The 21,148-nt window shown below is 48.3% G+C and carries 18 protein-coding genes, 1 other RNA gene and 1 pseudogene; 5 read left to right on the top strand and 15 right to left on the bottom strand.

Translation table 11 applies throughout. The features are described from left to right. Positions 1-285 precede the first annotated feature (285 nt). Positions 286-999, top strand: a pseudogene (locus AT705_RS17480) (integron integrase); the annotation flags it as partial. A 257-nt stretch (positions 1,000-1,256) separates the two neighbouring features. Here the strand turns inward: AT705_RS17480 and AT705_RS25975 are convergent. From AT705_RS25975 to AT705_RS17450, 7 genes are all read right to left on the bottom strand, one after another. Further along, complete coding sequence (locus AT705_RS25975; RefSeq protein ID WP_257721226.1) at positions 1,257-1,379, bottom strand: hypothetical protein; 123 nt, start codon at positions 1,377-1,379, stop codon at positions 1,257-1,259. After that, positions 1,342-1,899, bottom strand: a complete 558-nt coding sequence (locus AT705_RS17475) for a hypothetical protein (RefSeq protein WP_058797547.1) — start codon at positions 1,897-1,899, stop codon at positions 1,342-1,344. Before AT705_RS17475 ends, AT705_RS25975 begins: the two co-directional genes overlap by 38 nt. Further along, a complete protein-coding gene (locus AT705_RS17470; RefSeq protein WP_058797546.1) occupies positions 1,892-2,194 on the bottom strand; it encodes a helix-turn-helix domain-containing protein in 303 nt (100 codons plus the stop codon). The genes AT705_RS17475 and AT705_RS17470 overlap by 8 nt, the downstream gene beginning before the upstream one ends. Positions 2,195-2,741: 547 nt before the next feature. Continuing rightward, the gene (gcvP, locus tag AT705_RS17465; RefSeq protein WP_058797545.1) at positions 2,742-5,639 is read right to left on the bottom strand and encodes an aminomethyl-transferring glycine dehydrogenase; all 2,898 of its coding nucleotides are present in this window, start codon (positions 5,637-5,639) and stop codon (positions 2,742-2,744) included. 195 nt (positions 5,640-5,834) lie between these two features. Next, positions 5,835-6,224 carry a glycine cleavage system protein GcvH gene (gene gcvH, locus AT705_RS17460; RefSeq protein ID WP_058797544.1) on the bottom strand — a complete coding sequence of 130 codons (390 nt, stop codon included), beginning with the start codon at positions 6,222-6,224 and terminating at the stop codon, positions 5,835-5,837. Between the two features lie 62 nt (positions 6,225-6,286). Next, on the bottom strand, positions 6,287-7,369 hold the full coding sequence (gene gcvT, locus AT705_RS17455; RefSeq protein WP_058797543.1) for a glycine cleavage system aminomethyltransferase GcvT: 1,083 nt from the start codon (positions 7,367-7,369) through the stop codon (positions 6,287-6,289). 78 nt (positions 7,370-7,447) lie between these two features. Next, positions 7,448-8,038: a hypothetical protein gene (locus AT705_RS17450; RefSeq protein ID WP_058797542.1), complete on the bottom strand. Its 591-nt coding sequence runs from the start codon at positions 8,036-8,038 to the stop codon at positions 7,448-7,450. Between the two features lie 129 nt (positions 8,039-8,167). On the opposite strand from AT705_RS17450, the gene AT705_RS17445 reads away from it, so the two are divergent. After that, positions 8,168-9,013: a LysR family transcriptional regulator gene (locus AT705_RS17445; protein WP_058797541.1), complete on the top strand. Its 846-nt coding sequence runs from the start codon at positions 8,168-8,170 to the stop codon at positions 9,011-9,013. Between the two features lie 242 nt (positions 9,014-9,255). Here the strand turns inward: AT705_RS17445 and AT705_RS17440 are convergent, their stop codons facing one another. The 5 genes from AT705_RS17440 to AT705_RS17420 all read right to left on the bottom strand — a co-directional run bounded on the left by AT705_RS17440 (position 9,256) and on the right by AT705_RS17420 (position 15,628). Beyond that, positions 9,256-10,836, bottom strand: coding sequence for a hypothetical protein (locus tag AT705_RS17440; protein WP_058797540.1), 1,581 nt, complete (start codon positions 10,834-10,836; stop codon positions 9,256-9,258). 544 nt (positions 10,837-11,380) lie between these two features. Then, positions 11,381-12,547 (bottom strand): FAD-dependent oxidoreductase, encoded by a 1,167-nt coding sequence (locus AT705_RS17435; protein WP_058797539.1) that lies wholly within the window; start codon positions 12,545-12,547, stop codon positions 11,381-11,383. Between the two features lie 9 nt (positions 12,548-12,556). Beyond that, complete coding sequence (gene ubiH / locus AT705_RS17430; RefSeq protein WP_058797538.1) at positions 12,557-13,729, bottom strand: 2-octaprenyl-6-methoxyphenyl hydroxylase; 1,173 nt, start codon at positions 13,727-13,729, stop codon at positions 12,557-12,559. 19 nt (positions 13,730-13,748) lie between these two features. After that, positions 13,749-15,065: a Xaa-Pro aminopeptidase gene (gene pepP / locus AT705_RS17425; protein WP_058798043.1), complete on the bottom strand. Its 1,317-nt coding sequence runs from the start codon at positions 15,063-15,065 to the stop codon at positions 13,749-13,751. Positions 15,066-15,070: 5 nt separating this feature from the next. Further along, positions 15,071-15,628 carry a UPF0149 family protein gene (locus AT705_RS17420; protein ID WP_058797537.1) on the bottom strand — a complete coding sequence of 186 codons (558 nt, stop codon included), beginning with the start codon at positions 15,626-15,628 and terminating at the stop codon, positions 15,071-15,073. Between the two features lie 220 nt (positions 15,629-15,848). On the opposite strand from AT705_RS17420, the gene ssrS reads away from it, so the two are divergent. Continuing rightward, positions 15,849-16,031, top strand: a non-coding RNA gene (ssrS, locus tag AT705_RS24990) — 6S RNA. Between the two features lie 358 nt (positions 16,032-16,389). Here ssrS and AT705_RS17415 read toward each other — a convergent pair. The 3 genes from AT705_RS17415 to zntR all read right to left on the bottom strand — a co-directional run bounded on the left by AT705_RS17415 (position 16,390) and on the right by zntR (position 19,236). Continuing rightward, complete coding sequence (locus AT705_RS17415) at positions 16,390-17,487, bottom strand: lysophospholipid acyltransferase family protein (protein WP_049866341.1); 1,098 nt, start codon at positions 17,485-17,487, stop codon at positions 16,390-16,392. Positions 17,488-17,621: 134 nt separating this feature from the next. Next, the gene (locus AT705_RS17410) at positions 17,622-18,836 is read right to left on the bottom strand and encodes an SO_0444 family Cu/Zn efflux transporter (protein WP_058797536.1); all 1,215 of its coding nucleotides are present in this window, start codon (positions 18,834-18,836) and stop codon (positions 17,622-17,624) included. Further along, positions 18,823-19,236 (bottom strand): Zn(2+)-responsive transcriptional regulator, encoded by a 414-nt coding sequence (gene zntR, locus AT705_RS17405; protein ID WP_058797535.1) that lies wholly within the window; start codon positions 19,234-19,236, stop codon positions 18,823-18,825. The genes AT705_RS17410 and zntR overlap by 14 nt, the downstream gene beginning before the upstream one ends. 134 nt (positions 19,237-19,370) lie before the next feature. Between zntR and AT705_RS17400 the strand changes: the two genes are divergently transcribed. Then, complete coding sequence (locus tag AT705_RS17400; protein WP_058797534.1) at positions 19,371-20,318, top strand: D-2-hydroxyacid dehydrogenase; 948 nt, start codon at positions 19,371-19,373, stop codon at positions 20,316-20,318. A 443-nt stretch (positions 20,319-20,761) separates the two neighbouring features. Continuing rightward, positions 20,762-21,127, top strand: a complete 366-nt coding sequence (locus AT705_RS17395; RefSeq protein WP_058797533.1) for a DUF3192 domain-containing protein — start codon at positions 20,762-20,764, stop codon at positions 21,125-21,127. Positions 21,128-21,148 lie beyond the last annotated feature (21 nt).

Below are 21,148 nucleotides of genomic sequence, written 5' to 3'. Positions count from 1 at the left end.
CATTCCGCACGCCAGTTTAGGGTGGATGTCCATGCAACTTCTAACTTAACGAACGGGATAACGAAAACTCGCTACCCCGCAGGCCTACTCGGCTTGACATAGCTGGAGCGTCCATATATGTCTCCCAAAATTCTTCCAAGTGGACCCTCCTACACAAATGGAACAAATTCGGTGGGTGTCTATAATGAAAGAGTTGGTGTCTATAATGAAAGAGTTGGTGCACTTCCAGGTTGAACCTGCCCCTACACAAATGGAACAAATTCGGTGGGTGTCTCTCAAAACCCCTTAAGACTAAACTTTACCAAAAGCCAACGCCCTCGTAAGTTACCTGTTGTATTGACAAAAGAAGAGGTTAGTTCATTACTCACAATGTGTAGCACTCGCCATTACCTGTCTTGCGCCTTACTTTATGGCAGTGGCCTAAGGTTGATGGAGGCAATGAGGCTTCGGGTTAAAGATATCGATTTTGATTATCTCTGTCTTCGAATATGGGACGGTAAAGGCGGTAAAAACAGAGTTGTAACACTGGCTAAAGAGTTAATTCCCCTACTAAGAAGCCAAATCCTCCAAGTAGAAAATTATCTGCAACTTGACCTAAAAAATCCTCAGTACTGTGGCGTATGGTTACCCCACAGACTAAGACACAAATACAATGGTCACGAGAAGCAGTTGATGTGGCAGTATATATTTCCTTCTCACAAGCTAAGTGTTGACCCAGAAACAAAACAACTCAGACGGCACCACATTGATGAGAAACAGGTTCAAAGAGCAGTAAAAAAAGCAGCGTATTTAGCTGGGATCACTAAGCAGGTCACACCGCATACATTACGTCACTCTTTTGCGACACATCTGCTGCAAAATGGCGCTGATATAAGAACAATACAAACTCAACTTGGCCATAGTGACGTCCGGACAACTCAGATTTACACGCATATTATCCAGCAAGGAGGCCAAGGAGTGGTAAGTCCAATTTCTCACCTCCCACAGCGAATCAAATAACAGACAATAAAAAACCGCCTTAATCTCTCAAGACGGTTTTCAAAAATCTAAGTCGGGGATTAACCCGACCTACAACATGAGGCCAAACGCACTATTAAAGCGTGATTAAAATAGATTGCTACATATATTCGCTTTTTCAATCTGCGACCCATCAGAAAAAACCTAAGGCTAAAAATCGCCAACTCCCTTTGAAGTGAAATATGAGTACCAGCCAATGATCTTGACCGGCACTCTAGCACATAGCCGATCGTTAATACTTAACCACCGTTTTCCTCAGGCTTTAACGGTTTCTGATAAGTGCGGCGATCAGGAATAGGAGAACCTGTGCCACCACCATGTCCACTAACAGCTCTTTGCTGCTGCTCCGTCAGTTGTTTCATATCTTTCCTTTCTAAATCGATTTGCGATTGTCAGAACTAATATACCCTCAGCAATATGCACGAAAGATTGCACCGGGCTATATAAGTTGTTTCTTATAGGATAGCTATCAATTACATAGTGCGTATACAGTGTAACTTCAATATACGTAACCAAGTTGATGAGTAAAGATATAAAATGAACGAACAGAAATGCACCTTCCTGCTTGCTCACATAATAGTGCTTATTGACTTGCCTAAAGAAGGCTGAACGACTCTGTAATCTTTCGGCCAACAAGCGTCTGCCAAGAACAGGAATGATAAACAAAACACACATAAACATTGACCAAATGTAATAGGGATTTCCCCATCCAAGTGCAATTTCGTATGTCATATTGTCGAGCACTTCCAACACAACAAGCACAATCATCAGGTAACGAACATTAATATTCTTCCATCCGATACACAGTGCAATCAAAAATAACGGCAATAGCATGTTTTCAATGAGATCATAAAATAACTTGAAGTTTTCATAACTAAACATCAGATGCATCCTTCTTGTTGGTGTTATCCTCAGCCGATTGGGAGTCCAGAATTTCCTTCGTTTTTTGCTCAGGGCAAACGCCACAGACAAAGCAAATATACATAAATGCTAAAAAAGGAATATGTGTTTTGCCGGTTTCCCAATTGGAGATCGTGGCTTGGTCAACTGGTGGCATTAATTTTTTCCCTAATGCGCTTTGACTCAGTCCAGCATCTATCCGCATTGATTTAATCGACTTCGCAGCTTCTTTTAACAAGGCAGCAAAGAGGCCCGCTCGCCGTATTCTGACTTTCATAGCTATCCTTTCAAATGTTGACCGACACACAGCTAAATTAACAAATGTTAACCAAAAGATTATCACTGAAGTAACCTATCAGCAAGCGTAACCCGTCAAGCAAATAAATCTAACTAACTAATAATAAAAGCCTTTATTTCAACAAACCTCACATTCATGAATTTATTAATAACCAACATACTAACAATGCAAAGTTACATTGCAACCGTATAATGTAAAGAGGTCAAGAATGGTTCAGCTACAATGCTTGAAGAGCAAACTAACTGATTGAAAAGATTAGACAAGCTCAAGCAAAAGACTTGCTGCATACACGGTGCATGGATGTAAGTGTTCTCCCATTACCCTGCTCAAAGTGCAGATTTGTTTGTTTATTAAATCACAACAATATTATATTTACCGCCACAAGGGTATTGGATATGCCACAACACGAAGTTCTGCCTGCTCTTTAACTTATTGCCTGATAACAGACACAAAAAAACCGCTCGTCCTAAAACGAGCGGTTTTCATCATTTGCCAGCCCTGCAATGACAAGGCTTACAAACCAATGTTACTCAGCATAAGTCTCGACAGCCGGGCAAGAACAGATCAGGTTACGGTCGCCGTATACGTCATCGATACGGGTTACTGTTGGCCAGAACTTGTCTTTTGCAACGCTTGCAACCGGGAAGGCAGCGTAGAAGCGGTCGTAGGCGCGATCCCACTCATTACCCAGTACATCTGCCTGAGTGTGTGGTGCGAACACCAGTGGGTTGTTTTCTACAGACCATTCGCCGTTTTCTACTTTGGCGATTTCAGCGCGGATAGAGATCATGGCTTCGATGAAGCGGTCGATTTCTACCTTAGACTCAGATTCTGTTGGCTCGATCATTAAGGTACCAGCAACCGGGAATGACATAGTCGGTGCGTGGAAACCGTAGTCCATCAGACGCTTAGCTACGTCCATTTCTGTGATGCCTGAGCTTTCTTTAAGCGGGCGCAGGTCGATAATACACTCGTGGGCAACGCGGTCGTTGCGGCCACGGTAAAGTACCGGATAGTGCTTGCTTAGCTTCTCTGTCAGGTAGTTGGCGTTCACGATGGCCATTTCAGTGGCCTGCTTCAGGCCTTCGCTGCCCATCATGGCAATATACGCCCATGAGATTGGCAGGATGGCTGCTGAGCCGTAAGGTGCCGCAGATACTGCGCCGTTACCTTCGTTGGTGCCCGCTACTTTAATCACGCTGTGGTTAGGCATGAATGGTGCCAGGTGTGATTTAACACCGATAGGACCAACACCCGGACCACCACCACCGTGCGGGATACAGAATGTTTTGTGTAGGTTCAGGTGCGATACGTCAGAGCCGATTGAGCCCGGGCTGGTTACGCCAACCTGTGCGTTCATGTTCGCGCCGTCCATATAAACCTGGCCACCGTGCTGGTGAACGATCTCACATACTTCGCGAATGGCTTCTTCGTATACACCGTGGGTAGACGGGTAAGTAACCATGATACAAGACAGGTTCTCTGATACGTCTTGGGCTTTCGCACGCAAGTCATCCAGATCAATGTTACCGTCGCTGTCACAGCCAACCACAACCACTTTCATGCTGGCCATTTGCGCCGACGCCGGGTTAGTACCGTGCGCAGAGCTTGGGATCAGACACACGTTACGGTGACCTTCGCCGCGTGACTCGTGGTATTTACGAATCGCGATAAGACCCGCGTATTCACCCTGAGCACCTGAGTTAGGTTGCAGTGACACTGCGTCGTAGCCTGTGATGTTAACCAGCCAGTCGTGCAGCTCAGTCATCATAACCTGATAACCCTGTGCCTGCTCTAGCGGGCAGAATGGGTGCAGTTCAGCGAACTCAGGCCAGGTGACCGGGATCATCTCAGCGGTCGCGTTCAGCTTCATGGTACAAGAACCCAGAGAGATCATAGAGTGGTTCAGTGCCAAATCTTTGTTCTCAAGACGCTTGATGTAACGCAGCATCTCAGTTTCGCTGTGGTAGCTGTTGAAGTTATCGTGTGTCAGTACTTCGTCATCACGTACCAGGCTCGCCGGAATACCCGTGATGCCATTTGCAGCAACTTCGCTATCCAGTGCTGCCACATCTAAGCCATGGCCTTCGCCCAGGATGATGTCGAACAGTTCAGCTATGTCACCGCGGGTGGTGGTTTCGTTCAGTGCAATTGAGTACTCGCCAGCGTGGTTGATGGCAAAGTTCACTTCGTTTGCAACGGCGCGCGTGACTACTGCGTCTTTGTCTGCGTCGTTAGCAACCACTGTGATGGTGTCAAACCAGGTGTCGTGCTTCAGTGCTACGCCTTTGGCTTTCAGGCCAGTTGCCAGAATGCTGGCGAAACGGTTAATGCGCTCGGCAATGGTTTTCAGGCCCTGTGGACCGTGGTACACCGCATAGAATGCAGCCATGTTGGCCAGCAGTACCTGCGCTGTACAAATGTTTGAGTTGGCTTTTTCGCGGCGGATGTGCTGCTCGCGTGTTTGCATTGCCATACGCAGTGCATCGTTACCTAAACGGTCTTTTGATACACCAATGATACGCCCTGGCAGTGAACGCTTGTATGCATCACGTGTTGCGAAGAACGCAGCGTGTGGACCACCGTAACCCATAGGTACACCAAAACGCTGTGCAGAACCCAGTACCACGTCTGCACCCAGTTTACCTGGTGCTTTCAGCAGCATTAAGCTCATGATGTCAGCGGCCACACAGGCAATCGCTTTTTTGCTTTGTACTTGTGCGATGATGTCCGTGATGTCAACCACTTCACCTGACGTAGTTGGATACTGGAACAGGGCACCGAAGATCTCGTGGTTTGCCGCATCGCTTGCAGGACCAACGATCACTTCAAAACCAAACTGCTCGGCACGGGTTGTGACTACGTCGATAGTTTGTGTGTGTACGTCTTCTGCAATAAAGAACAGGTTCGCTTTTTTCGCTTTAGAAACACGCTTAGCCAGCGCCATAGCTTCGGCTGCTGCGGTTGATTCGTCAAGCAATGACGCACTGGCCAGGTCAAGGCCGGTGATGTCCATGGTCATAGTCTGGAAGTTAAGCAAAGACTCAAGACGGCCTTGTGCAATCTCTGGCTGATACGGCGTATACGCAGTATACCAACCTGGGTTTTCCAGTACGTTACGCAAGATAACGTTTGGCACGTGTGTCGGGTGGTAACCCTGACCGATGTAAGATTTGAAGACCTTGTTTTTGCTTGCTACTGATTTCAGGTAGCTCAGCGTTTCTACTTCGGTACGGCTTTCACCAATTTGCAGGCCTTGCTCTAACAAAATTGAGCTAGGTACTGTCTGACCGATCAGCTCTTCAACACTCGATACTCCAAGCGCAGCAAGCATGTCACTCACCTGAGCCGGGCTCGGGCCAATGTGGCGACGAATAAAGTCTTGCTTTTGCTCTAGTTGTTCAAGAGATTTGGCGTTTGACATGTGTCCAGATTCCTATGATCCAAGTAAAAATGGGGGTGTCACTGTTGTTCGACCGGCCGGAGATTGGCTTAGCCTCCCGGAACGACGAAAATACCTTGGTAACAGTCACAGAGTTTAACGGTGTTGCCACACCAAAAGTGCGTGGCGCAACTATAAAAGCCCCACACAGGGGGCTTTTATAGTATCTACAACGAATTAGTCTTCGTCGATGTTGGCTTCGTAGCCTTCTGCGTCAAGCAGGTTTTCAAGCTCGCTTTCGTCAGACGCTTTAACACGGAACAACCAGCCGTCACCGTATGGGTCGTTGTTTACTGATTCAGGAGCGTCTTCCAGCTCTTCGTTAACAGCAACAATCTCACCGCCGATTGGCGCGTAGATGTCAGATGCAGCTTTAACAGACTCAGCAACCGCGCAGTCTTCACCAGCATCAACTTCGTCACCTACGTCAGGCAGGTCTACGAATACCATGTCACCCAAAAGTTCCTGTGCATGCTCAGTGATACCTACTGTGTAAGTGCCGTCGCCTTCAGCGCGAACCCACTCGTGTGACGTTGCGTACTTTAACTCGCTAGGAATGTTGCTCATTTTTTTGTTCCTTTGGTCGATTTATGTGGGCCATCGCCCGTTATTCTTTAATGCTCTGTTCGTTACAGAACCGACTTACCATTGCGTACAAAGCAAGGTTTAACCACTTTAACGTCTACCAGCTTTTTGCGCATTTCAACCTGAGCTGTGTCACCCGTAGAGCGAGGTACACGGGCCAAAGCTACGCTAAAGCCTAACGTCGGCGAGAATGTACCAGAAGTGATAACACCTTCGCCACCTTCTACGATAACTTTAGAGCCGCCGCGCAGAACGCCTTTGCTCTCAAGTACCAGGCCAACCAGCTTATCTGTGCTCTTGTCTGCACGTTGCTGCTCGATCACCTTACGACCGATAAAGTCACGCTCTGCCGGCTCCCAGGCAATGGTCCACGCCATGTTAGCAGCCAGTGGAGAAACGCTTTCATCCATATCTGAGCCGTAAAGGTTCATGCCTGCTTCTAAACGTAGCGTATCACGTGCACCTAGGCCAGCCGGACGGACGCCCGCGTCTAATAATTTTTGCCACAGTTGCGCTGCATCATCGTTGTGTACAACGATTTCGTAGCCGTCTTCACCTGTGTAGCCTGTGGTGGCAATGAACAGCTCTTCGGCTTGCACGCCAAAGAAAGGCTTCATGCCTTCTACTGCTGCATTTTGCGCATCGCTCAAAATGGTCGCTGTTTTTGCTTTGGCATTTGGACCCTGTACCGCAATCATCGCGTACTCTGGACGCTCAGTGATCGCAACGTCAAAGTCAGCTGCAACACCGTTCATGTGCGCTAAGTCTTTTTCGCGTGTTGCAGAGTTTACAACCAGGCGGTATTCAGTTTCAGTGAAGAAGTAGATGATCAGGTCATCGATCACGCCGCCCTGCTCATTCAGCATGCCAGTGTAAAGTGCTTTACCCGCTACTTTGAGTTTTGCCACATCGTTAGCAACCAGCTTACGCAGGAACGCCTGTGCATCTGCACCTTTTACATCAACGATAGTCATGTGAGATACGTCAAACATGCCTGCGTCTTCACGCACAGCATTGTGCTCTTCGATTTGCGAGCCATAGTTGATTGGCATTTCCCAGCCGTGGAAATCGACCATTTTCGCGCCAGCTTCTAGGTGCTTGGCATGCAGTACTGTTTTAGAAGTCATACTCTTTCTTCACTTATTGTCATCACACATCCGGCAACGTCCGGATTGTGTTCACCAGCGCAACACTGGCGATTGGGGTTAATTTGGGGCGTGTTCGTCTGAATGAGCAAAACCCTGCTCAGCCAGTCGAGCCTGCCACAGGCTCAAAGATTCCTGATTTGCAATCAGTTGATAGTGCTGCTGACCCTGCTGTACTAAAGTGGTCACAAACACATCGCCACTTTGTTTACCATAGCAGGCCAGTTCATCTGAAATTTGCAAACCCGGCGTCAGAGAAAAACTGTTCAGCACCGTCTCAAGCGCTGCCTGACCGCTCAGTTGAGCAATCGCCAGGTCGCTGCGACGTACCAGTTCAATATCGTAGTCACTGTCATGTTTGCTTACCAGCGCAGAAAGGGCCTGAGCGGCGCTTTCACTCAGCACAAAACGGTAGGCTGTTTCGCTGAAGTAATACACAGCAAAAGAATGACCGCCAACCAACAGACCTTGTAAGCCCAGCCCGGGCGCCATCAGTTTATTGAGGTTCAGCCCCAGTTCCTGATTCAGAAAAGGCGTGGTTTCAAATCCGCTGAAATCCAGTACAACCAGATCCTGTGGCGAGAAAAGACGATTTTCCGCCGCCACCGTGCCCTGACGGTGTTTAGCGAAGATGATTGGCGTGCTCATCATGCGACTATCCTGATGAAATTAAGATGGAGAAAAGTATAGGGATCCGCCTGCGCAACAACAAATTGTATTTATTTATCGTTTGATAAATAATATTAATGTATTTGGGTTTTATAAATTGATTTTATTAATATGAAAAACTTATCGATTGATGGCCTGCGCACCTTGGTGACCGTGGTTGAAGTAGGCGGTTTTGCCAAAGCAGGTGAGCTGCTGGGCCTCTCTCAGCCCGCTGTAAGTTTGCAGATCAAACGTCTTGAAGAACAACTGGGCTGTAAACTATTTAAAAAACAGGGCCAACGACAGGTACTCAATCAGTACGGCGAACTACTGCTGCCTCAGGCCAAGCAAATGCTGCAATTCAACGATGGGATCATTCAGCAATTTACCTCAGAGAGCGTCACCGGCCGGGTGCGTCTGGGGATCCCCAGTGAATTTGCCGCGCGTATACTGCCTGCCATTATCGGTGATTTCGTGTCTTTATACCCAGATGTAGCGCTGGAAGTAAAATCCAGACTAAGTAAGCACTTACTCTCTGTATCACGACAGGATCAATTCGATTTAGTCCTGGCGCTGAACGAGGACCTTGCTTCATCTAACTATCCAGTGTTTATGCAGGACCAGCTGGTGTGGGTGGGCGACCTGTCTTTAGCGCAACAACACATTGTTACTTTGGTGACAGCACCAGAAGGCTGTATTTATCGTCGCCGCGCCATCGAGGCATTACAACAGGCCGGGCTGCAATACCGCATTGTATATAGTAATGCGGATTTAACCGGCCTGACGGCAGCCCTCAAAGAAGGCCTGGGCATCACCGTGCTGGCCAAAAGCACCGTGCCGGCTGCGCTCAGTTACCAGGCGCAAACGCCCTTTTTGCCCGAGCTGGGTCAGATTGGTATCAGCCTGATTAAAAACACCCAGGAGTCCGCCCACGCGGTGAATAAGCTAGCCGAGTTTATTGCACTGCGCTTGGGGTAAGCACGACATTTGAGACCTGCTTATAGTGTATCGAGGCGCTGCCTGTTCGTAGTTCCCGCATCAAGTGCGGGATGACAGAAAGTGGTGCGAGGTGATCGGCAGTGAATGCAGGGGTGGCGTTTAACAACCCCATTGTGTGGCTTTAAGCAGATCTGGCTTTGTATTAATGCAACTCGGTATCCCGGACAGAGAGCCGGGAACTACTCGAAGCTGACTGAAGGGTCCTCTCCCCTGGCAGTCACTTATTTATATTTCGGGAAGAAGTGCAATGCCAGACCTTGGTTACCATACATACCTGTCTCTGCCGTAGAGATAGGCTCAAACATAAAATCGTCACCCATATAAAAGTAAATGCTCTTACCCCAAATAGCTCCTGGCTGCCCTTCACCTCGAGCGCAAGTCACTACACTGGAGCATGTTTTGGGATCATAGGTCTTCAGCATCAGATTAGAGGTGTTGTAGTGCCAGTATAAGGACAACGCTTCGCTGTAATTTCGGCTCTTTTTTACCGCTGCATCAAGCTTTTTATCTCCCTTACGCGTATACTTATCTTTGGGTACAACATGCTTATACTTTTCTGGCTCCTTGCATTCCAGCCTCTGTTTAACGAATTCCTGTGTGGCGCTGTTCAGATGACGCCTGTGAATAAAAAAGACCTGGATATTGCGCTCGTCGCCGGATAGCTTTTTCTTGAAAAACAAAATACTGTCAAATTTATCACTCCCGATATCAAAGCTCCGTGTGCCTTTAGTTGATGGCGTGATCACAGAAAAGAAAGCGTAAGACGGATAGTTTTTCTCAAGCTGTGCCTGAAACTCATAGAGATGCTTCCCGTTCAATTTCATCTTGCCAAAATTAATTTGGGTCGCAACGTAATCCTGGATATTTTGCTTAATATTCGCTTCACAGACTTGCTGGATCCGCAAGCTGGTCTTTTCACTCAGAGCCTGTATGCCTTTGTCTGCGTAACGCAATTCATCATAAACCACTGATGGTAGCTTCAGTGAATCGCGATAAATCAGGTCGTATGTGGTGTTTGTGCTGCCCATGTAGTCCAGTGTGTCGTCAAGATACTGTATTATTAGCAGGTTCCGCTCACGACACTTCATGTCTGAGTGGATCACACTCTGCATGTTTTCATACAGTACCCGGCCGATTCTGATAAAAGCGCCGAGATTGGTAAAGAACTGCAGGAAAAACAGATTCATTGCAAACTCTTCATGCCTGGTAATGGTGCCATGACACTCAATCAGGGGCTCAATGACTTCATGCATGAGATCTTTGGTATAATTTTTTTGCTCAACGAGTGGGTAAAGTAAATTAGAGACCACCCCCAGATTTCTTGCGATTTCTATTTTGTTTAATAGATCCTGATAGGCTGTCTGGCTTTTTTCTTCCAAATTATTAAACTTGAGCAGATCTCTGCCAATACTGTGGATCCCCCGCATCAGGTCATTGAACCTCAGAATTTCCTGATAGGTATGATAGTTAGCAATTAACTGCACCAGTTTTTGCTGATTTTTGAGCATGGTAAAGTGGAGGTCATCCAGCTTATTCAGTGCCTCACTCAGCTTTTCGCTATTCGTTACTTCGTTGTCAAAAATGCTCGAAAACAAAAAGCTAAATAACACGGCTCCCCCCATACCAAAGCCATATCTCAGGCGATTTTTAGGCAAGACTCTAAGGTACTCTTTCTTGCCATCCAATATGGGGAGCATGGTGTTCTTTGAACGCACCCCGGTATAGGTGCCCACTGCGGCTCTAACCAGACCAGTTACCAACTTTTGCTGGCTTTCTTGTGCTTTGGTTTTTGTCTCTGACATATCTGCTCCTGCACTACTTAATTCGGCGATACTGTTTACTGCGATACTGGCTATTCTGACGTATTGCTATAGACATCAAGATAGGTACCGGATTAACTTGTTGATATTATTAACTAACCCTCACCAAAAAGAAATTTCACTTGCTTACATGCTTCTTAGTGCATATCACTGTAAAAAATGACGGATGCTCAGTTCAGAGACTGGCGGGTTATGGTGCCTGCGAGTTGCCTGTCTGTGGTTCCCACATCAAGTGCGGAATGACGGGTGTTGGGTCTGATGAGTTGTGCTTAATGCTAGCCCCAGCCGCCTGCTGGTAGTTTCCGCATCAAGTGCGGGATGACGGGTGTTGGGTCTGATGAGTTGTGCTTAATGCTAGCCCCAGTCGCCTGTTGGTAGTTTCCGCATCAAGTGCGGGATGACTGAAGGTGGGTCTGGATAACTGAGAATGAACACGAGGTAACGCGTGTTAAGCTTGATAATCGGGTAATGAATCTGCCGATTTGAAAGGGCCACTGTTTTACACAAAGTAGCCCTTAGGCACCTGCTATTCGCCAATGGCCTGTTGTACAAATAAGTCTTTAATGGGGCCGAGGTTATCTACCACATTCAGGCCCACACCACGGACTAACTTTTTCAGTGGGTGACTGCCGCTGAACAGCTCCTTCAACCCCTGCATCATCGCGATGTGCTTTTGTGCATCAAGTTTTCGGCTACGCTCATACTCACGCAGTGTACGGTGAGAGGCAAACTCCTCACTGTCTTCGCTGAGTGCTTTGATCAGATGTGCGGCATCTTTAAGGCCCAGATTCATCCCCAATCCGGCAAGCGGGTGGATGGTATGTGCCGCATCGCCCATTAACACCACTTTGCCTGTCAACCACTGTTGTGCGTAGCGCATCGTTAACGGAAATACTGCACGTTCGCCCTGCACCATACACAAACCACACTGCAAGTCGCTGGCAGCACTCAATGCTTTATTAAAGCTCAGCTCGTCCATCGCCATTAACTCACGGGCATGGTCAGGTGCAGTTGACCAGACGATTGACTGGGTATGCGGATCAGATAAAGGCAACAGTGCCAGCGGACCGTCCGGCAGGAACACTTGCCGCGCTGTGGCATCGTGAGGCTGCTCGGTTTTGATGGTCGCGACAATGGCATGATGGTCGTAATCCCAAAAGCTGATCGGCAACTTAAACTGACTACGTACACCTGAGTTTGCGCCATCTGCTGCAACCAGCAATTTGGCCATTACCGGCATCCCCTGCTCCAGCGTGATCAGCACGTCGCTGTCGGTCTGGTGGATAGACTGGTAACGGCTGCCAAACATCAGACTTGCCTGACTATGCTGCTGCAAAGCCTGATATAAAGCATAGCGAATCGCATCATTCTCAATGATATGACCCAGTTCCGGTAAAGCCAGCTGCTGTGCATTAAACTGAATGCGGCCAAAGCTGTCGGCATCACACACCGACATTTTACGATAAGCCGTAGCACGCTGCGCTTTAATGGCGTCCCACACACCCAACGATTCAAACAAGCTCTGACTGGCTAAACTGATGGCACTGACCCGCACGGCATAAGACTCATTGAGTGGCTGCGGCTCTGGACCGGCATCCAGCACCATCACCGAGACATTGTGCTTTGCCAGGCCCAGCGCCAGCGCCAGACCAACACACCCACCACCGACTATGCACACTTGTACTTGTTGCATGATAATTCCTTACAGGGTTCGTCCCATGAGTTGTCGCGCCAGTGGCGCTTTCAGTTGTGAGAACAGGCTCATCGACAACAGGCCGCAACTGCGTCCCAATGCCAACATCCGAGAATCATTAGAGAACAGCCTGACCAGTGCATCGGTCAGCGTCATAACACGTTGAATATCTGACTCGCGCGCGATTTTATAGCCTTGCGTAAAGCCATGACTGCCCCACTCCTGTCGCTCAGTCTGTTGCAGTTGCTCAGCCAGCGCCTGAATGTCACGCAGCCCCAGATTAAAGCCTTGTCCGGCAATCGGGTGAATGGCATGTGCGGCGTTCCCAATTAGTACGCAGCGATGATGCACCAGCTGCTCTACCCGCCCCAGTACCAGTGGATAACTGGTTCGTCTGCCAACCCGTTCAAACATCCCGGCACGATAGCCAAACGCCGCTTGCAAACGAGACAGAAACTCAGATTCTTCACACTCGCGTAAAGACGCCAGTGCCTGCTCGGGCATACACCACACCAGAGAGTAACGATTGTTGCTCATGGGCAACAGTGCCATCGGGCCATGCTCTGTGAAACGCTCAAACGCCTGACCCTGATGCTTATCGCTGATCTGCACGTTAGCAATCAGGGCACCTTGTGTGTATGCGACACTGTCAAAGCCAATATTCAGTTTGCTGCGCGTCGGCGATTGCGCACCATCGGCCACGACCAGTAACTTACCCGACAAGCTTTCGCCACTGTCTAACAACACCTCAACCTGCGCCTGTTGCTGCGTCAGTTTGGCTATCTTAGCAGGACAATACAGTGCAATATCCAGCTTGCTGAGCTGTTGATGCAGATAAGCGCCATAAGGGTTGACCTCGACCACATAGCCCAACGCATCAACGGCAAACTCATCATGGGTAATTGTGGCTTTGCCAAAATGACCCCGATCTGACACATGTACCTGAGTGATAGGCTCAGCAAAATCCCAGTTTGGATCAAACAAGCCTAAAGCACGCAAATACGACACCGATTGCTCGGCCAATGCCAGGCTGCGGTCGTCAAAGCTGGGGTGATGTGCAGTTTTAGGTTCAAAGGCTTCAATAACCGCTATCCGGCTATCGGGTTGCTGTTTTTTTATCGTGACGGCGGCCGTGGCACCTGCCATGCCGCCCCCCACGATTAACACATCAAAGTGTTGCAAGTCTTGCTCCTGCTTATCGTTATTCGCCTGAACGCATTAAAGCTTCTATCTCAGCTATGGTTTTAGGCACCGCTGCGGTGAGATTTTCAAAACCATCCGGGGTGACCAGCAAATCATCTTCAATTCGCACCCCAATCCCTTTGAACTGCTCCGGCACTTCGGCATCTTCGTCAAAGTACAGGCCCGGTTCTATGGTCAGCACCATGCCTGGTTCAAATGGTCGGTCGGCTTCATCCAGTTTGTATTCACCAACATCGTGCACGTCCAGTCCCAGCCAGTGGCCAAGACCATGCATGTAGAATGCCTTACAAGCCTGCTTTTCAAGTAACTCGTCTACTTCACCGGCCAGAATGCCTAATTCTATCAGCCCTTGAGTCATCACTCGCATCGCCGCTTCATTGGCTTTTACCAAAGTGCCACCCGGTTTAACCTGCTCAAACGCGGCCTGTTGTGAGGCCAGTACTAATTCGTATACCGCTTTTTGTGGTGCACTAAAGCAGCCATTCACCGGGAAAGTACGGGTAATGTCAGCAGCATATCCTTCAAGCTCACATCCGGAGTCGATCAGGATCAAATCTCCGTCGGTTAATTCATCGCAGTTGTCGGTATAGTGCAAAATATTGGCATTATTACCCGAGCCCACAATGGTGCCATAGGCCGGATGCCGTGCCCCATTCATGGCATAATGATGGTGGATTTCAGCTTCCAGCTGGAATTCGGTGGCACCGGGTTTGGCAAATTGCATAGCACGCTTGTGTGCTTGTGCACTGATCTCACCCGCTTTGCGCATCACGGCAATTTCAGCGTCTGACTTAAACAGTCGCATTTCATGCAGCAATGGGCGCACATCTTTGATGATTTCAGGTGCCCGATAGCCTTTTTTTGGTGCACTGCGCAATGTGCCAAGCAGCGTCCAGATCTTATCGTCAAACGCTGTGTATGTGCCCTGACCGTAGTAAAGTGCCTTACGACCATTAACCAACCTCAGCAGTTCATCGTCCAGCTCGCTCAATGGAAAAGTCTGGTCCAGCTCAAGCGCTGTTTTGGCTTTTTCGTGGCCCATACGGCGACCATGCCAAATCTCCGCCAGCTTGTCTTTGTTACGGCAAAACAGGGTCTGTTGTGTTGTGCCGTCTTTGTCTTTGCTTAGTACCAGGACCGCGTCTGGTTCTTTAAACCCGGTCAGGTAGAAAAAGTCGCTGTCCTGACGAAACGGATATTCAGTATCGCGGCTGCGGGTCAGCTCAACGGCGGCGGGGATCACCGCCACGGCGTTGTTATCCATCTGCGCCAGCAACTGAGTGCGGCGCGTTACAAATTCCAGGTTGGCTATCATCATAATTAATGCACTGTTTTAGAGGTCGATGAAGCGGCGTCTTTTCCAAGCTCAGCAAAACACAGCAGTGCCGATACACGAATGTATTCAATCACTTCATGCAGCGCTTGTTTGTCTTCTTCACTTTCATCGAAATGAGTATCTAATTTAGTGATCTCGCTAAAATCACCAATCACTTCCTTTACGTCAGCCGAAAACTTACCGTAGTCTTTTTGCTTAAGGCCAAAGCCGAGCAAGAACCCGGACACCCAGGCCACGAGTGCATTGGCCTGATCGCTCAAGCTTTCTTCCAGTGGTAAATACAGCTCAAAGTGGTGCTCAGGATCATTAAAATGCGCAACCACCAGCTTATACAGCTCGGCAAAAAGTTCTTTCAATGGCGCGGCAAACTTCTGACCATCGTTAAAGACATCGCTCAGCAGCCCAAGGTATTCCTGCTCTTCGATATTCAGACCACATGCAAGTAATCCGCTGATGGTTCCGTGCACTTCAGCCGGGGCAATGTAGATATCGTGTTGTTCCAGCAGTAGCTGCGCTTGCTGATAATCTCTAAATTCACTCATGGATATTGTTCTCGTTTGCTTTCGTCTGCTTAGTTAATGCTACCACCCGAAGTATAGCAACAGCAACGACTTGTCTGTTTGTGTACAAATAATCTGCGCACTTTTTTGCCCTGCTCAGATGGCAAACAAAAAGTGCATAAATCACAGCCAGTCGAACGACTTTTTGCAGATATTTACGGATAAAGGTTTCTAGATGCGGCTGGGTCTTATATACTGAAATCGTTCCCTAGCACGTAGGACAGTGGATGATGTCCCTGAGCCGATAACTTTTTCTTAGGAACGCAGTTTGCTTACTATTGCGCAAGCTCGGCAGGTACCGAGAAGCCTACGGTAGGCTGTTGCTTTCCGCCTTGAACCTTAGGGTTCAAGGACTGACATCTGCATCCGCGTTGCCGGGGACACCTTTCCCATCTTTATCGTCTAATCAGACACAAAAACGCCGAATAATTCTTCTCTCGCTTACGCAGTACTAACCACCCAGTATGATGACGACCTGGTTTCCATAATCAGCTGAAGTATTATACCAATTTCACTTAATACTTGGTCTGTTTGAAGGAGCAAATAGGACGCTAACAGCGTTAAAAATTTCTCATTTAGAACAACTAAATAGCAAAATTTTTGCCTTGTTATCGACCCTATTTTCTCGCCTCAAAATAGATCACTTAATTAAGCAAATTGGTATTAATTTTGGTAAGTGCTTTTTGATAGACACAAAAAAACGCCCCAAGAGGCGCTTTTAACTGAATCGTTAAATCGTCGTGTTACTGTGACAATTTGCGTTTGGCAGGCTGCGCGTAAATAGATAACACCAGTTGGCGTAACTCTTCCGGTACCTGCTCCAGCGCATCCATAAAACGGTTTTTGTCCTGCTCACTACTTTGGCTTTCATCACCCGCAGCCAGATAGTTACTGGAATGCAGATAGTAATTGCTGACAATCTGCTGATCGATGATTTCAGCCAGCTGCTCCGGCGTTTCAAACTCATCATCTATGGGCGTGCCAAATGCCACATGCACATGGCCTTTGTCACTGCTAAACCCTTCAATGATGCTGTTGATGTCTTCACCTTCCGCTTTCACATATTCCCCGAACTGCTGTTTATGATAAAGCTCACGCGCTTTTGAAACCGCACACGGTTCATACTGATAAGAAATCGATACTGGTACAATCTTGAGCTGACGCACATAATCCGCAAACGGCAGTTTTAGCTTACGCCCTTGTAGCTGTAACATCTTCAGCAACGCCGGATCGGTAAAGTCGACCCCATCTTTGGCGCGACCTTCTTTTTGTGCAATCCAGATTGAATTGCCCTCACTCAGTGAGTCATAAATATAAGCCGATAGCTGAGACAACGCGCGCAGCATTTCTTTTGGGGCTTTGGCAGAGCGCTTAACGATAAAGCTCTTGTTTAAGCGCATTAACTCAGTGATGTAAGGGACCTGGAGTAGGTTATCGCCTATGGCGATACGCATCGTTTTCATTTTTTGCTGATGCAAGCCCCAGTTAACCAGTGCCGGATCCAGGACAATGTCTCTGTGATTAGAGATGAACAGATAAGCCCCCTGACCATCAAGCTGCTCTAGCCCTGAATAGGTCACTTTGCTGGTGGTGCGCTCAATCAGCATCGCCAGGTACCCGGCTACCTCATCCTGAACGGCCTCGACATTGTTGACAGACTGCCACTTTTTCTTCAGCCGGCTGCGTACCAGTGGCCGGGATATCAGCGCCCAACCTGCCAGCCAATTGGGCAAGTTATGCTCCGCAATCACATCAATAAACTGATCATCGTCCAGCAAGCGCTGCAAAGCTGCGGGGACTTCATCGTCATTGTAAGGTCTGATATCTGCGTATTTATCCACTAAACTACTCTTTTATTATTGGTGGTTGTCATCAAAACGTCTTATTCTATCGTGTGCCCGGATCGGAAGCTAAGAATATCAAGTCTGACCAGAAGCACCCACACGATGCATAGCCTGACTCAAGTGCAAGCTTGCTATGCCGAAACCTGTGTTGGCGCAAAGCGTTGCTTAATCCCCATCAACATCAACCTGACCATTAACAAAGCCAATACCACACCACTGGCTAACGTCAGCCAATCAGGTAAAACTTCATGGTCATGTCCCATCATAGGTGCAACGGTAAAGCCAAACTGGGCAACCAGCCAGTCAGTTAAGAATCCGAATACAATCGCGACCCCAATGACGGCCCCCAGATAAGCAAATACGGCACGACGCCCCAGCTCTTTAGCGACCACCCCTATGGTGGCAACATTGGTGGCCGGCCCGGCCAGCATAAATACCAGCACCGCACCCGGAGATACACCCGCCAGTAGCAACCCGGCAGCAATCGGCGTAGATGCTGTGGCACAAATGTACATCGGAATACTGACCAGAATAACCACTATCATGGCCAGGATCCCATTGCCCCACTGAGCCAAAAAGGCTTCGGGAACATAGGTTTGCACTAAAGCCGCAAAGAATAGACCAATCAGTAGCCATTGCATAGTATCTGCAAGTAATTTGTTACAACTAAATTGCACAGCAGAAGCCAATTTTTGCCACAGCCCTGGCTTAGACTCAGCTGACGCACAGCAGGAAGCTGCTGGTTCAGCCGTTTTGTGTGAAGGTTTACTGTCGCAACAGCCTTTTTCTGGTTCTGTCTTTGTTTGGCTAGCGCAACAACTTGCAGACTGCGTTGCAGCCGGTGTGTGCTCGCTGGCACAGCAACTGCTTTTTTCAGGCTGGACCTTTTTTACCGAGCTGCCACAACAGCCCCCTTGTGGGTCACTTGCCGTGTTTTGCGGTGTTTTACCCGCGTCTTTACCAACCAGTACACCAGCCGTAATGGCACTGGCGACGGCTGCAATGGGCCGTATCACAGCCATAAATGGGCCAAGTAATGCATAGGACACTGAGATAGAATCCACCCCGGTTTCGGGTGTCGACACTAAAAAGGCCGTGGTGGCACTCTTTGACCCGCCTGCACGCCTAAGCCCAATCGCAGCGGGAATAACACCGCAAGAACACAGCGGCATGGGTGCCCCAATCAAAGCGGCTTTTATGGTGGTCCAGAGCCCTTCTTTGCCTAGGTGTTTTTGTAAAAAGTCTTTGGGAATAAATACATTAAGCAACCCAGCAAGTAACAGGCCCAACATCAGCCAGGGTGCTGAAACCAAAAAGAGTTGCCAAAAATTACTAAGCAGAGCCATCTATATCCTCCAACGCAGTCAAAATAGAACAATCATCAGCGCTTTCTTCACCACCACAACACCGCTCGGCCAGCACACTCAAAGAGCGCTCAAACTTCAGCAGCTCTTCAATCCTTTGCCGGGTTTGTGCCAGTTTTTGCACTGTAAGTGACTTAACCTCTTCACAGCTATGATTGTGTTTATCAATTTTAATGGCCAGCAACTCCTGAATATCTTTGAGACTGAAACCCACGGTTTTGGCTCTTAATATAAAGCGCATCTGTTCAAGCGCGCTGTCATCATACAACCGATAACCCGCCGAGCTGCGTGCTCGCGCTTGCAACAAACCCTGGCGTTCATAATAACGCAGTGTGTCGGTAGACACATTCAATTGTTTTGCAATGTGGCCAATCTTATACATCGTCAGTTTTGCCGTCCTTTATGAATCTACTTAGAGTATAAACCTTGGAGTTGAGTTCAAGGTCAAGTGCAAAGATAAACTAACCATAAAAATGATACACTCCCGCCATCTGTTAGTAAGGAAGATTTGCCCACATGAATATTGTTGTTTTAGATGCCGCCACATTGGCGGGTGTCAGCCTCGACCCTCTGCGCAAGCATGGTGCCGTTACCGAGTATCAAACCACCTCACCCGACCAGCTGCTATCGCGCCTTCACGGTGCAGATGTGGTTGTGACGAACAAGGTCGTGCTCAATGCCGACACGCTGAGTAAGCTGTCTGGTCTCAAATTGATCTGTGTGGCCGCAACCGGCACCAATAACATCGACCTGGAAGCCGCGCGCAGCCACAATATCGCCGTGACCAATGTCGCGGGTTATTCCACCCCCTCCGTGGTCCTTCACACCTTTACGCTGCTCGGCAACTTAATGAGCAATATTCACCGCTATACACAAGACTGTGCGAATGAAGCCTGGCAACAGAGCAACATATTTTGTCGTCTGGACTACCCTATACACGATTTGTCAGGCAAACGCTTTGTGATAGTCGGATATGGTAATCTTGGTCAGGCTGTTGCAAAGGTTGCCGCCGCCTTTGGTGCCGAGGTTATTATCGCAGAGCGCCCGGGGCAAGAGGTGATACGTGAGTCACGCGTTGCCTTTAAAGAAGCACTGCGAGACGCGGATATTGTCTCGGTCCATTGCCCTTTAACAGACACCACCCGAGATCTATTTGACGCCAGTACACTAGCCTTGCTCCCGACTCACGCCATTTTATTGAATACCGCGCGAGGCGGTATTGTTAATGAACAGGCATTGGCAGATGCATTAGCTCAGAGACAGCTTGGCGGTGCAGGCGTTGATGTACTGAGTGTTGAGCCAGCGACAGGGACAAACCCGCTGGTGCAATACAAGGGCGACAACTTGTTACTGACGCCACACAACGCCTGGGCCAGCCAGGAATCTATCACCCGTCTGATTGACGGTATTGCCGAGAATATCACCAGCTTTTTACAAGGAAGTGAGCGTAATCGCCTAGTGTAAGCGCGTCGTTCCTGGTGCTCAATAACATGCTTTGTGAATTGGCTGCCTCCAGCTGTGCGGAATGACACGAAGTGAAGTTGTACCACGGGTGTTTACACTCAACAAAAGGCTGTCTGAACACCATTGACCGCTTGACGCCCCCATTCAGTAACGTGATCCCGGCTTTCGAGCCGGGCACTATTCTCATACAAGGCATGAGTACCTGTCCTGCAACTGGTCACTGAGCTATATCCGGCATCGAATAGAAATGGCGCCTAACGTGATATCTCAACTTGTTATTTTGACTAACTATTAGCGAATTTATTCAAAACTTAGCATTGTAGAAAATCAGTGATTTCACCAAACACCATAGTCCTTTGATTTTTAATGATTTAAAAACTGGCAAACTCTTTGCAGAATACACTTCAAAGAAAGCAAAGACGGCTAAGCCTGGGATATAAAAGATGAAAAAACTACTACTTGCAACTGCGCTATTAAGTTCAACTGTACTGACAGGCTGTGTGGTCGCGGTCACGGATGGTGAAATTAACGGCAGCCACTATGGCTGGAAAAAAGAGCAAAAACAGAATCGCGAGAAAATCAGCCAACTTAAAATGGGCACTGAATATCAAAGTGTACTGAACAAGCTTGGTACACCGGACTTCACAGATATGCTGTCTAAGGGAGACACTGTCTATCAGGTACTGTATTTCGCAACCAACAGTAAACATTCAGATGGCGTTGTCACAAAAGATGAATGCACTCCATTACTGTTTAAAGACAGCAAGCTGGTTGGATTTGGCGATACGGCCCTGGCGCAACTACTGTAATCAGCGCTACTGACACGGTTC

It is taken from the genome of Pseudoalteromonas rubra (genome assembly GCF_001482385.1).
GTDB classification, from domain to species: domain Bacteria; phylum Pseudomonadota; class Gammaproteobacteria; order Enterobacterales; family Alteromonadaceae; genus Pseudoalteromonas; species Pseudoalteromonas ardens.
Note: the sequence above shows the minus strand (reverse complement) of the source record. Positions and strands in the feature narration are given on the sequence as shown.

What these genes read in the sequence shown, in the direction of transcription:
- AT705_RS25975 (WP_257721226.1), bottom strand. Translation starts at nt 1,379, where the DNA reads ATGAAACAACTGACGGAGCAGCAGCAAAGAGCTGTTAGTGGACATGGT.
- AT705_RS17475 (WP_058797547.1), bottom strand. Translation starts at nt 1,899, where the DNA reads ATGTTTAGTTATGAAAACTTCAAGTTATTTTATGATCTCATTGAAAAC.
- AT705_RS17470 (WP_058797546.1), bottom strand. Translation starts at nt 2,194, where the DNA reads ATGAAAGTCAGAATACGGCGAGCGGGCCTCTTTGCTGCCTTGTTAAAA.
- gcvP (WP_058797545.1), bottom strand. Translation starts at nt 5,639, where the DNA reads ATGTCAAACGCCAAATCTCTTGAACAACTAGAGCAAAAGCAAGACTTT.
- gcvH (WP_058797544.1), bottom strand. Translation starts at nt 6,224, where the DNA reads ATGAGCAACATTCCTAGCGAGTTAAAGTACGCAACGTCACACGAGTGG.
- gcvT (WP_058797543.1), bottom strand. Translation starts at nt 7,369, where the DNA reads ATGACTTCTAAAACAGTACTGCATGCCAAGCACCTAGAAGCTGGCGCG.
- AT705_RS17450 (WP_058797542.1), bottom strand. Translation starts at nt 8,038, where the DNA reads ATGATGAGCACGCCAATCATCTTCGCTAAACACCGTCAGGGCACGGTG.
- AT705_RS17445 (WP_058797541.1), top strand. Translation starts at nt 8,168, where the DNA reads ATGAAAAACTTATCGATTGATGGCCTGCGCACCTTGGTGACCGTGGTT.
- AT705_RS17440 (WP_058797540.1), bottom strand. Translation starts at nt 10,836, where the DNA reads ATGTCAGAGACAAAAACCAAAGCACAAGAAAGCCAGCAAAAGTTGGTA.
- AT705_RS17435 (WP_058797539.1), bottom strand. Translation starts at nt 12,547, where the DNA reads ATGCAACAAGTACAAGTGTGCATAGTCGGTGGTGGGTGTGTTGGTCTG.
- pepP (WP_058798043.1), bottom strand. Translation starts at nt 15,065, where the DNA reads ATGATAGCCAACCTGGAATTTGTAACGCGCCGCACTCAGTTGCTGGCG.
- AT705_RS17420 (WP_058797537.1), bottom strand. Translation starts at nt 15,628, where the DNA reads ATGAGTGAATTTAGAGATTATCAGCAAGCGCAGCTACTGCTGGAACAA.
- AT705_RS17410 (WP_058797536.1), bottom strand. Translation starts at nt 18,836, where the DNA reads ATGGCTCTGCTTAGTAATTTTTGGCAACTCTTTTTGGTTTCAGCACCC.
- zntR (WP_058797535.1), bottom strand. Translation starts at nt 19,236, where the DNA reads ATGTATAAGATTGGCCACATTGCAAAACAATTGAATGTGTCTACCGAC.
- AT705_RS17400 (WP_058797534.1), top strand. Translation starts at nt 19,371, where the DNA reads ATGAATATTGTTGTTTTAGATGCCGCCACATTGGCGGGTGTCAGCCTC.
- AT705_RS17395 (WP_058797533.1), top strand. Translation starts at nt 20,762, where the DNA reads ATGAAAAAACTACTACTTGCAACTGCGCTATTAAGTTCAACTGTACTG.